This window comes from Vibrio sp. 99K-1 (assembly GCF_013114585.1).
GTDB classification, from domain to species: Bacteria; Pseudomonadota; Gammaproteobacteria; order Enterobacterales; family Vibrionaceae; genus Vibrio; species Vibrio chagasii_B.
This window is the reverse complement of record NZ_VTXF01000020.1, coordinates 39,374-51,864: the sequence shown is the minus strand read 5'-3', so window position 1 is coordinate 51,864 and position 12,491 is coordinate 39,374. Positions and strand designations below refer to the sequence as shown.

The window sequence follows — 12,491 nt, the reverse complement described above, 5'->3', positions numbered from 1 at the left end:
GACCAATGAGCACGCTAAATGACACACCTTCAATCGCCATGAATCATACCCAATGGCAGCGTTACGACAGTAAACAGAGTCTGATGCTTTGGATTGGCTGGCTTTGCTTTGTTGCTTTGACCGTTTTTGCATGGCAAGTCATGAACAAGGATACGATTTGGTACTTTGTGACTGACTCACCAAATCAACTTGCTGATATATCTTCACGTATGTGGCCGCCGAGATGGAGCTACTTAGATTCACTTTGGAGCCCGTTGTGGGACACCATTAACATCGCGACACTTGGCACATTGTTGGGGATCGTACTGGCGTTTCCGGTTGCGTTCTTAGCGGCACGTAACACGACACCAAGCATGACGTTTATCAGACCTATTGCGCTCTTTATCATCGCGGCAAGCCGTTCAATTAACTCTTTAATTTGGGCTCTTCTGTTAGTGGCGATCATCGGCCCAGGCTTGTTGGCGGGTATTATCGCGATTGCCCTACGCTCGATTGGTTTCGTGGCTAAGTTGATGTACGAAGCAATTGAAGAAGTGAACGCAACACAAATGTCAGCGATTCAATCGACGGGCGCATCTCCGCTGCAAGTGTTGAACTACGGCATTCTTCCTCAAGTGATGCCAAGCTTTATCGGCACGAGCTTGTTTCGTTGGGATATCAACATTCGGGAATCTACAGTATTAGGATTAGTAGGCGCAGGCGGTATCGGTTTGAAACTGCAAGAATCAATGGCGATGCTGGCATGGCCTCAAGTGACTGTGATTTTCTGTGCGATTCTCGTGACGGTTGTCTTCTCAGAATGGTTGGCTGCCAAAGCTCGAAAAGCCCTCATCTAAATAATAAAACAACGTCAAATTGACGGTTAGCTAAGATCAAAGCCTACTCACAGAGTAGGCTTTTGTTTGTTGAGGTGTTACGGACAAACTCACGCTTAGAAGCGCACTTCATTAACGACCGTCCCTACCCCTTCAATGGTAACACTCACTTTGTCTTTATCGGATAACGCAAACGTTCTGCCCGGTGTGCCCATAAAAATAAGATCGCCCGGCTTAAGGGTAAAATAGTGACTCAAGTAGCTAACCACTTTTCGAGGCTTGTGGATCATGAACGAGGTACTTTCTTGCTGCACAACCTCTCCGTTAACACGAGTGGTCAGTTGCACCTTGTTATAATCGATGCCACGAACAATCGTATTACCAATCGGCCCAAAGCCGTCGGATGCTTTCGCTCGTAACCATTGTAAATCCGTGCCTTGCCAGCTTCTTTCTGTAATATCGTTACCCACAGTGACACCAAAGATCGCTTGTTCGGCTTCTTCTTCATTGGCTCGGCTAAGCTCCTTACCAATCACGACCACCAGCTCTCCTTCAAAGTGGACGTTCTTCGCTTTAGGTGGCATTTGAATCACTTCGCCTGTCAGGATTAAAGAAGAAGGAAGTTTAAGAAACATAGGGGGCGGCGCATTGGCAGGTGATGCTAGGTGACTGGCGAAGTTCATCCCTACCGCAAACACCTTTTCAGGCTTGATAGGCAATAATACTTCGACAGACTCAAGAGGAATCGAGGTTTTTGCGACGGCATACTCACCGAAGATGTCACCGCTGATAGGTAACACATCGCCTTTATCTAACTTCCCATAACTGATTTTGTCTTGATATTGATAGCGTACGAATTCCTTGATGCTGTTCTTAACTACGGTTTCCGCATTGACATAAGCAGCGCTTGAAATCATCAATACCGCCATTAATCCTTTCATACTTGATTCCCTTGTCGATTAATCTCCAATCTAAACTCTAGTCCACTCTGGTTATCTTCGGCCTACTCTGGTTATCTTCGAGCCACTCTAATTCCCCACGGTCAATTCCAGTACGCGTGAAAGAGTGACTCTCAAATCACATACATAAAAAAACCGAGCAACTCGCAACGAGTTACTCGGTTTGACTTATTTCCGATATTCTTTGTCATCGACATTAGTTTCGTTCAGTTATTTAGATGCGAGCACCCTACCAACCGAACATGACGTGGCACTTCGTTCCCGCAAAGCACCACATCAGCACATACCGTCATTAAACGATATATGTTGATCATTTACAGTTGAGCAAATGATCCTTCCCACGAGTATGTCTCACCAGCAAACTCAACAGTGTGAGTTGCTTGCTGCGCGTCTTCAGCTTGGTTTGAAATACCGTAGTGGTAAGTGTTGCCAGATGTCGTTTGAATACGCACAACAGTCCCGACACTGTTATGACCAACAACAGACACCGATTTAACCAGACCACGAGCGCCTACAGAGGCTTCGATAGACTCGTTAAAGTAACCGTGTGTTTCCAATACAGAAGCAAACACATGGTTTTGACCAGACTGACGTAAGATGAACGCAGGCTCACTCTTAAGATTGAAGTCTGGATCGTTAGCACCAGTGCGAGCAAAGATAACTTCGCTGCCCACATTAGCGCTGGTTACTAGGCTGTAGTAGCTGCTGTCATGTAGCCAGCTTACTAGAGAACCTTCTTCGTTCACTTTGCCTGAAGCCACGTTCCATAGGTGTTGGTAACCGTTGTCTTCACCTAGTGGCTTAAGCGTTTTTTCCATGTTGTAATCGAAGTCAGTACGGATGATTTGACCAGAGTGGTGAACTGGTAAGTCGTACTGGTGCTCAGCGTCAGCTTCGATGCGGTAAACATCAATCACTAGCGGCTTTTCGAACTCAGGAAGATCTGCAAGAATCACGCTGCGCTGCATGTCTACGCCAGTGTAGTACTCAGAAATCGTGCCGCTCATACCTTGTAGAGACTGATCGTCTGCTACGAAGAAGTGCTTCTGACCAAACTTAGACTCAGCCAATGCTGTGTTGAAGTTGTTCTGGGTTTTCTGATCAACCGTTACTGTGTTGTGAGCAACCGTCTGCTTACAGTAAGACTTGTTCTCTGGAATGTAACGACCACCAAACTTAGGCTCAACGTTTACCCAGCGACCAAAGCCGTAATCGTGCAGCACTTCGTGGCCACGGTTGAATACGCTTAGATGCAGGCCGTCGTAGTGACCGTGGTCTAGCGCAGAGTGGTACTGGTGGTCGCTGCCGTGTTGACCAAACCAAATCAACGCCATGGTATCTGCGGTCTTAGGGTCGCCGTCTTTTTCGTCACGGTGACGAAGAATGCTTACGCCGCCTTTTTCACCTTCAGGGCCATCCGTTACAAACAGGCTACCCCAGTTGAATGCTTTGATGTCGTCTGCTGCATCAACCGCATCAGACAGTGTTTTACCAGAAGCATGAACCCAAACGTCTTGTTGGTGATCAGCCATACCAAGCAGAGTTTCAGTCTGCTCGTAACGGTGGTAACACACAGACGTCGCCATGATCACGCCTTCATCGTTGATAGAGATCGTCTTCGATGAATCGTTCAGAGCTGGCAATGTGCCGTCTGGGAAGGCTGTTTTGAATACAGAGTAAGAGGTTGTCTTGATCACTGAATCGTTAAATTGGTAAATACCGACCTCTGGTTGACGACGTTCAATCGCTTCTGCGAATAGGTAGATTGGACGCAGAGAGAAACGGTGGTAGTAAGGACCTTCCATGTAGTAGCCGTCTGGCGAGAACAGTTGATCAAGTTGCGCTAAGAAACCGCCGCTTACTTTGTCCAGTTTTAAGCCGTACAGTGCTTTGTCTACTGACTCTTGGTCGTTGATCGCGTAACCACAGATGCCAACCGCAGCCACAGCCCATAGACCGTGGTTGTGTACGATGTCGAAGTCATGACCGTAAGTCACGACGAATAGGTCGATCATTTGCTTAAACAAGTCGTTTTCGATCAGTGTTTTTTGATCTTCAGAAATCGTGTGGTAAACACAGCTATACGCACACGAAGCGTACAGCATCCACATGTTTTCATTCAATGTTTGGTGGAAGATCTTACCCGGTGGGTTAGTGTCACGGCTTGTGTTGCTCTCTAACGTTGGGTAAACCTTCGCGTACGCAGTTAGCATATCTACGATGTAATCACGGTACTTCGATTCCTCAGTGATAAGGAACAAACGACCCGCTAGATCCATGTGGATGTAGTTTTGCTTATGACGGTTATGTTCGTAACCGCCGCCTTCACCATGACCTGGTACTTCAATGCCAACTTCAGCCATGTAAGCGTCAGTTTGTTTAATGTCACGAGTCAGTGCGTTACCTAAAAGGCTATCCTTGCCAAGTTCTTTACGAAGCTCTGCTGCTTCATCAAAGTTAAGTAAAAGTGGTTGATAGCTCATTATTATTTCCCCTGCTCTGCAGTGCTAAGTTCTTCTGAATTTGTTTCTTGTAGAGTTGTCTCTACTGAGTAGAAGCCTGTCCAGCTGTATACTTTGCCGTTCAGTTCTACCTTGTGTTCTGTGCTGTCAGTCGCGCCAAGTTGGTTGCTGATCATCACTGTCACGTTTGATTTCTCTGTGCTGATTTCGATGACTGAACCCACATTTGTATGCGCGACAACCTTGATGTTTTTCACAACGCCGCGAGCATTGACTGATTGCTCGAACTCTTCGTTGAAGTAACCGTGCGTTTCTAGAACAGAAGCGAACAGTGTTGTTTCACCCTTGCTACGTAGAATGAAAGCAGGCTCTGAGCGTAGGTTGAAGCTTGGGTCATTCGCGCCAGTGCGAGTAAAGATAACTTCAGCATTGTCGTTAGACGTTGCACCTAACCATGTGTAGTAGGTGTTGTTTTGTAGCCAGCTCACAAGTGCCGTGCCATCCACATCACCGCTTGCTACGTTCCATAGGTGTTGGTAACCGAAGTCACTACCCAGCGTGTTCAACTCTTTGTTCGCTTGGTATTCAAAGTTAGTACGAACAATCTGACCGACATATTGGTGCGAGTAATCGTATTGGTGTTCGCCTTCGCCACCTTTCTCAGAATCTAAACGGTAAAGATCCAATAGTAGCGGAGATTCCAACTCTTCAAGATTTAGCATGAACACGCTGCGTTGCATGTCAAAACCTTGGTAGTGATCGTTAGCAAACGCACTCATCCCGTTGATTTGCTCGTCTTCTACTTTGAAGAAGTGTGGTAAGCCGTGTACGGCGTCTGCACGTTCAACATCAAAGTTGTTTTGGCATTTTTCATCAATCGTTACTGCATTGTGAGCAATCGTTTGACGAGCGTAAGATTTGTTTTCATCTAGGTAGCGGCCACCAAATTTTGGCTCCACGTTAACCCAACGACAGAAACCGTATTCACGTAACACTTCTTGACCGCGGTTGAAGAAAGAAATACCCAGCGTATCGAAGTTGCCGTGACCCATGCCGTGTTGACCGTAGTTCATCACTAACTGAGAAACGTCGCCTTTCTTATCCTGCATACGAATAAAGCCTTGTGCGCCGTTGTGGCCTTCAGGACCTTCGTTCAATTCAACACTTGGCCAGAAAGGCATGCCGATTTCTTGCTCAGCAGACGCCGCTTCATAAGCTTTAGATAGCTCAAGACCACATGGGTGCATCCAAACTGCGTCTTGAATCTTCGCCATACCAAGAATGTTTTGGTCAACGCCGTTTTCAGATGAGTAATGTTTGCTGTAAACGCTCACTGCCACCTGAACACCCATGTCTGTAATGCCCATTGTGCGAGATGCATCGTTCAGAGCTGGGAATTCACCGTTCGGGTACGCTGTCGCCAGCATCGCTTGTACCGTGTTACCAATCACACCACCTTTGTAGTTGTAGATATCCACTTCAGGCATATGACGGTGAATCACTTCCGCGAATACACAAGTTGGGCGAATCGCGTAACGGTGGTAGTAAGGACCTTCCATGTAGTAGCCAGAAGGTGCAAACAGTTGAGAGATTTGCGCTAAGAAACCGCCAGTGTCGTTACGGTCAATGCCGTAGACTGACATTTCAAGGTACTCACGCTTACCAAGAGCAAGACCACAGATACCTACAGCGGCTACAGCCCAAATACCATGATTGTGGATACGGTCAAAGTCATGTGCGTATTTCACTGTGAACATTTCTAGCATTGGTTCGAAGATACGAGACTCAATGTTGTCACGTTGCTCTTGTGTCAATGTTGAAGCAATACAAGAGTAAGCCAAGCTTGAGAACATTAACCAGCAGTGTTCGTTCAAGATTTGGTGGAACAAACGACCGGTAGGGTTAGTGTTTTTCTGTACGTGGAAATCAAACGTTAGGTATTTGTCTGCGTACTCTTCTAGTAATTCTGTAACAAAGTCAGCGTACTTTTGCTCTTTAGTGATCAAGAACATGCGACCAGCTAAATTCATGTACGTGTAGTTTTGCTTATGGCGGTTGTGTTCATAACCACCCGCTTCTCCATGACCAGGAACATCAATAGGTAAGCGCATGAACGCTTCTAGGTCTTTCGCGTTCGCTGCAATGGTTTTACCCATTAAGCTAGAACGGCCTACTTCAAGGTGAAGTTGCTCTATTTCAGCTTCAGTCAACAATACTGGTTTAGTCGTCATATTCTTTGCCACCCTCAATAAAGAGTTTATCTGCTTAAACTTTGATTAAATTTTCAAACTCCATATAAAGTAATACAATATGAGCTTTAATTATAGCTATTCAGTGCGAAATGATGAGTAGAATCACATAAATCACTGTAAGTCATTGATGTAGATAGTGAATGGCGAATAACAGGCGTTTGTTAAGTTGTTGATTTATTTAGGCTATATAAAGTATCACTTGATCGTCATCACACAATTCTAGATATATTGTATTACAATTGAAGTCATTACCTTATGATGAACACAGTTAAGTAACACTTAAAAGATTTAAACAGATTAGGAGATACACAATGAACTCTTTCTTTATTCTAGATGAAAACCCATGGGAAGAACTTGGCGGCGGCATTAAGCGTAAAATCGTTGCTTACACTGACGATCTTATGGCTGTTCATCTATGTTTTGATAAAGGCGCGATTGGCCACCCTCATACTCATGAGATTCACGACCAAATCGGTTACGTAGTTCGTGGTAGTTTCGAAGCTGAAATCGAAGGCGAAAAGAAAGTGCTTAAAGAAGGCGATGCTTACTTTGCTCGTAAACACATGATGCACGGTGCGGTTGCTCTAGAGCAAGACAGCATCCTTCTTGATATCTTCAACCCTGCGCGTGAAGATTTCCTAAAATAATGAATAGCGCAACCTCAGTTGCTAAGGTAAGCATATGAAATCATTAAACATCGCGGTCATTGGCGAGTGCATGGTTGAGCTACAAAAGAAACAAGACGGGCTTAAGCAAAGTTTTGGTGGCGATACACTAAATACAGCACTTTACCTGTCACGCTTAACTAAAGAGCAAGATATCAACACCAGCTATGTTACGGCATTAGGCACTGACCCATTCAGTACTGACATGTTAGAAAAGTGGCAATCAGAAGGTATCGATACTAGTTTAATTGCTCGACTTGATCACAAACAGCCAGGGCTTTATTACATCGAAACCGATGAAACTGGTGAACGTAGCTTCCATTACTGGCGTAGTGATGCTGCTGCAAAATTCATGTTTGACCAAGAAGACACTCCAGCTCTGCTTGATAAGCTATTCTCTTTTGATGCGGTTTACCTAAGTGGTATTACGCTAGCTATCCTGACAGAGCATGGACGTACACAGCTATTCACCTTCTTAGACAAATTTAAAGCGCAAGGCGGCCAAGTATTCTTCGACAATAACTACCGTCCAAAGCTTTGGGAAAGCCAACAAGAAGCGATTTCTTGGTACTTAAAAATGCTTAAGTACACAGATACAGCACTGCTTACGTTCGATGATGAGCAAGAGTTGTACGGCGACGAAAGCATTGAACAGTGCATTGCACGTACGTCTGAGTCTGGTGTGAAAGAGATCATCATTAAGCGCGGTGCAAAAGACTGTTTAGTTGTTGAAAGCCAGGGCGCTCAATACGTTGCACCAAACCCAGTAGACAACATCGTTGACACGACAGCGGCTGGAGACTCGTTCAGCGCAGGTTTCCTTGCTAAACGCTTGAGCGGTGGCAATGCTCGTGATGCAGCGTTTGCTGGTCATATTGTGGCAGGAACCGTAATTCAGCATCCAGGTGCGATTATTCCGCTAGAAGCGACGCCTGATCTGTCTCTATAATTAGATACTTTATATATTAATCAAGGGCTTGCTTTTTTAAGCAAGCCCACAATTAACGTGAGAAAGAATTCATGACTACATTAAATGAACAACTAGCAAACCTGAAAGTAATCCCTGTAATCGCGATCAACCGTGCTGAAGATGCTATCCCCCTAGGCAAAGCACTCGTTGAAAACGGCATGCCATGTGCAGAAATCACACTACGTACGGAATGTGCAATCGAAGCGATTCGCATCATGCGTAAAGAATTCCCAGACATGCTAATCGGTTCGGGTACTGTACTGACTAACGAGCAAGTTGACGCATCTATCGAAGCTGGTGTTGATTTCATCGTTAGCCCAGGTTTCAACCCTCGTACAGTTCAATACTGCATCGACAAAGGTGTTGCGATCGTACCAGGTGTTAACAACCCAAGCCTAGTTGAGCAAGCATTGGAAATGGGTCTTCGTACGTTGAAGTTCTTCCCGGCTGAGCCTTCAGGCGGTACTGGCATGCTTAAAGCACTAACTGCGGTTTACCCTGTTAAATTCATGCCTACTGGTGGCGTGAGCTTGAAGAATGTAGACGAATACCTATCTATCCCTTCTGTACTTGCGTGTGGCGGTACTTGGATGGTTCCAACTAACCTTATCGACGAAGGTAAATGGGACGAGCTAGGCAAACTAGTACGTGATGCAGTTGAACACGTTAACGCTTAATCTGTTTTAGATTTGCTGATAAAGCCTCACTTCGGTGGGGCTTTTTGTTGTCTACGCTTTAGCTTACCGCTCCCACTAGGCGTTGGTATGGTCATTTACACTCAAGCGCTAATATATGCTAAAGCCCCTAGCTTTTGTCGTACAAACCTATCTACATCTAATTCACCACGCTACATCTAATTCACCACGAACCACTTTAACTTTCTCCTAAGCGCTCCACCACTTCCCCCTACTTATTGACCACTTTAATTCACCATTGCTAGGCCCCAACTCTCAAATGAGTAGCCAGCTTGCATTTTAAGAGCACTATTCGAACAAAATACTAGTTACCTTCACTGATATTGAAATCAAAAGAAACTATGGGCGGTGCTACAGCTCATAAGAATCAAATAATCAAATAATCAAATAATCAAATAAGCACTTAAAAACAACAAGCTACCTCTGCGTTAACCACGTGATGGTTGATAATTATGTCGTAATTTTAATTATGAGAGCTGTCGCAAAATTGGGCTCATTTGTAGCACATTTGTTACGGTTATAACTAAAGTCTTATGGGTGACCTCTGTTATTGTTTTTTGGTTTATATTGTAATACATATGTACATTTATTGGGTCGTTAAACATCAAACAAAACCAAAATTAGATGCCAATTAAAATCATTAAAAACAATAACTTAATTTAGCCACTAATATTAAAGAAAAAATCAATGCGACCTAGATCATACTAAAGACATATTGTAGTACAAATAAACCTTTGTACGCGTTAATCTAAGCCCAGTTAATTATGATATTTAAAAGGCTGAAAAGATGACTATTGATACTTTTGTTGTTCTCGCCTACTTCTTCTTTTTAATCGCGATTGGTTGGATGTTCCGTAAGTTCACCACCTCAACAAGTGATTACTTTAGAGGGGGCGGCAAAATGTTGTGGTGGATGGTTGGTGCAACTGCCTTTATGACACAGTTTTCAGCATGGACGTTTACAGGTGCCGCAGGACGCGCGTTCAATGACGGTTTCGTTATTGTAATCCTATTCTTAGCCAATGCTTTTGGCTACTTCATGAACTATATGTACTTCGCTCCAAAGTTCCGCCAACTTCGTGTGGTAACGGCGATCGAAGCTATTCGTCAGCGCTTTGGTAAAACGTCTGAACAGTTCTTCACATGGGCAGGTATGCCGGACAGCCTTATCTCTGCAGGTATCTGGCTAAACGGTCTAGCTATCTTTGTAGCAGCGGTATTCAATATCCCAATGGAAGCTACCATTGTGGTAACGGGTATGGTTCTAGTATTGATGGCAGTAACGGGCGGCTCTTGGGCGGTTGTTGCTTCTGACTTCATGCAAATGCTTGTAATCATGGCCGTGACAATCACTTGTGCGGTAGCAGCTTACTTCCACGGTGGCGGCTTAACTAACATCGTTGCTAACTTCGACGGCGACTTCATGTTAGGTAACAACCTAAACTACATGAGCATCTTCATCCTTTGGGTTGTATTCATCTTCGTGAAGCAGTTCGGTGTAATGAACAACAGCATCAATGCTTACCGTTACCTATGTGCAAAAGACAGTGAAAACGCACGTAAAGCGGCAGGCCTAGCATGTATCCTTATGGTTGTTGGCCCACTAATTTGGTTCCTACCACCTTGGTACGTAAGTGCATTCATGCCTGAGTTTGCGGATCAATACGCATCAATGGGCGATAAAGCGGGTGATGCTGCTTACCTAGCATTCGTACAAAACGTAATGCCTGCAGGTATGGTTGGTCTTCTAATGTCTGCAATGTTCGCTGCAACGATGTCTTCTATGGATTCAGGTTTGAACCGTAACGCTGGTATCTTCGTGATGAACTTCTACAGCCCTATTGTTCGTAAAAACGCGACACAAAAAGAGCTGGTTATTGTAAGTAAGCTAACAACCATCATGATGGGTATCATCATTATCTCGATTGGTTTGTTCATCAACTCTCTACGTCACTTGAGCCTATTCGACATCGTAATGAATGTTGGTGCATTGATTGGCTTCCCAATGCTTATCCCTGTACTACTTGGTATGTGGATTCGTAAGACGCCAGACTGGGCGGGTTGGTCAACACTAGTTGTAGGTGGTTTCGTTTCTTACATCTTCGGTATTTCGCTTCAAGCAGAAGACATCGAAAACCTATTTGGTCTAGAAACAGCCCTTACAGGCCGTGAATGGAGCGACTTGAAGGTAGGTCTAAGCTTAGCAGCTCACGTAGTGTTCACGGGTGGTTACTTCATCCTAACGTCTCGCTTCTACAAAGGCCTAACGCCAGAGCGTGAGAAAGAAGTTGACCAACTATTCACTAACTGGAACACGCCGTTAGTAGCGGAAGGTGAAGAGCAGCAGAACCTAGATACTAAACAGCGTTCAATGCTTGGTAAGCTTATCAGCACGGCAGGTTTCGGTATCCTCGCAATGGCTCTGATTCCAAACGAACCAACAGGACGCTTATTGTTCCTACTATGTGGTTCGATGGTACTAACCGTTGGTATCCTTCTGGTTAACGCATCTAAAGCTCCAGCTAAGATGAACAACGAGTCAGTTGCTAAATAGCTAAACAGCTAAACAGCTAAACAGCTAAACAGCTAAACAGCTAAACAGCTAAACAGCTAAACAGCTAACAAGATAAACCACAATGAAGCCCATGTTATTCGATAACATGGGCTTTTTATTTGCCTTCGCTTTATCAAATTAGAATATGAAACGCATCTCGATTAATGCTCACAAACCATAGAAATGCCTATCTCCTGCCCTCGTTTTATCTTATTTTCCAACCTTTCCAATGGTTTGATCTCTTTCTCAGATTGTTTCTGTTACTTTGAATGACAACACAAACACAACAGATAATTACAATGAAAAAAACATCACTATTACTTGCTTCCATTGCTCTGACACTTTCTGGTGTCGCACAAGCTGACCAGTTAGAAGACATTCAAAAATCCGGTACCCTTCGTGTGGGCACCACTGGCGACTATAAGCCATTTTCTTACTTTGATGGTAAAGGCTACTCTGGCTACGATATCGATGTTGCACAGCACATCGCGGAGCAATTAGGCGTTGAATTGAAGATTGTTCGTACCACATGGAAAGATCTGCTGACCGACCTAGACGACGATAAGTACGACATCGCGATGGGAGGCATTACACGTAAAATGCAGCGTCAGCTAAACGCAGAACAAACTCAAGGCTACATGACGTTTGGTAAGTGTTTCTTAGTCGCTAAAGGTAAAGCAGAAAAGTACAACAGCATCGAGAAAGTGAATCTATCTTCGGTCCGTGTTGGCGTAAATATCGGTGGCACTAACGAGATGTTTGCAGATGCTCATTTACAGAATGCAAGCTTCACTCGCTACGAAAACAACTTAGATGTACCGCAAGCCGTTGCGGAAGGCAAAGTTGATGTAATGGTGACTGAAACTCCGGAAGGCCTATTCTACCAAGTGACGGACGAACGCCTTGAAGCAGCTCGCTGTGAAACACCATTTACCAACAGCCAATTCGGCTACCTCATTCCTAAAGGTGAGCAACGTTTGCTGAACACTGTGAACTTCATTATGGATGAGATGAAACTGAAAGGTGTTGAAGAAGAGTTCCTGATTCACAACTCTCTTAAATAATTTTCTAAAGTTTTAGATAAAAAATAGGCCAGCATTGCTGGCCTATTTCGTTATG

Annotated in this window: 9 protein-coding genes; 6 read left to right on the top strand and 3 right to left on the bottom strand. The window is 44.5% G+C overall.

The window, feature by feature from the left end:
• Window positions 1-5: 5 nt before the first annotated feature.
• On the top strand, window positions 6-836 hold the full coding sequence (gene phnE / locus F0228_RS16600; protein ID WP_171730820.1) for a phosphonate ABC transporter, permease protein PhnE: 831 nt from the start codon (window positions 6-8) through the stop codon (window positions 834-836).
• A 95-nt stretch (window positions 837-931) separates the two neighbouring features.
• Here phnE and F0228_RS16595 read toward each other — a convergent pair whose 3' ends face one another.
• The 3 genes from F0228_RS16595 to F0228_RS16585 all read right to left on the bottom strand — a co-directional run bounded on the left by F0228_RS16595 (window position 932) and on the right by F0228_RS16585 (window position 6,467).
• Window positions 932-1,732 carry a fumarylacetoacetate hydrolase family protein gene (locus F0228_RS16595; RefSeq protein ID WP_162884342.1) on the bottom strand — a complete coding sequence of 267 codons (801 nt, stop codon included), beginning with the start codon at window positions 1,730-1,732 and terminating at the stop codon, window positions 932-934.
• Between the two features lie 356 nt (window positions 1,733-2,088).
• A complete protein-coding gene (locus tag F0228_RS16590) occupies window positions 2,089-4,257 on the bottom strand; it encodes a heparinase II/III family protein (RefSeq protein WP_171730821.1) in 2,169 nt (722 codons plus the stop codon).
• A 2-nt stretch (window positions 4,258-4,259) separates the two neighbouring features.
• Complete coding sequence (locus F0228_RS16585) at window positions 4,260-6,467, bottom strand: heparinase II/III family protein (RefSeq protein WP_171730822.1); 2,208 nt, start codon at window positions 6,465-6,467, stop codon at window positions 4,260-4,262.
• Window positions 6,468-6,799: 332 nt separating this feature from the next.
• Between F0228_RS16585 and F0228_RS16580 the strand changes: the two genes are divergently transcribed.
• The 5 genes from F0228_RS16580 (at window position 6,800) to F0228_RS16560 (ending at window position 12,436) form a co-directional block, all read left to right on the top strand.
• Window positions 6,800-7,135 (top strand): cupin domain-containing protein, encoded by a 336-nt coding sequence (locus F0228_RS16580; RefSeq protein WP_009846518.1) that lies wholly within the window; start codon window positions 6,800-6,802, stop codon window positions 7,133-7,135.
• A gap of 34 nt (window positions 7,136-7,169) precedes the next feature.
• Window positions 7,170-8,102, top strand: coding sequence for a sugar kinase (locus tag F0228_RS16575; protein ID WP_105057255.1), 933 nt, complete (start codon window positions 7,170-7,172; stop codon window positions 8,100-8,102).
• 71 nt (window positions 8,103-8,173) lie between these two features.
• Complete coding sequence (locus F0228_RS16570; RefSeq protein ID WP_171730823.1) at window positions 8,174-8,800, top strand: bifunctional 4-hydroxy-2-oxoglutarate aldolase/2-dehydro-3-deoxy-phosphogluconate aldolase; 627 nt, start codon at window positions 8,174-8,176, stop codon at window positions 8,798-8,800.
• Between the two features lie 805 nt (window positions 8,801-9,605).
• A complete protein-coding gene (locus F0228_RS16565; RefSeq protein WP_061032724.1) occupies window positions 9,606-11,372 on the top strand; it encodes a transporter in 1,767 nt (588 codons plus the stop codon).
• 299 nt (window positions 11,373-11,671) lie between these two features.
• Window positions 11,672-12,436 carry a transporter substrate-binding domain-containing protein gene (locus tag F0228_RS16560; RefSeq protein ID WP_171730824.1) on the top strand — a complete coding sequence of 255 codons (765 nt, stop codon included), beginning with the start codon at window positions 11,672-11,674 and terminating at the stop codon, window positions 12,434-12,436.
• Window positions 12,437-12,491: the final 55 nt, after the last annotated feature.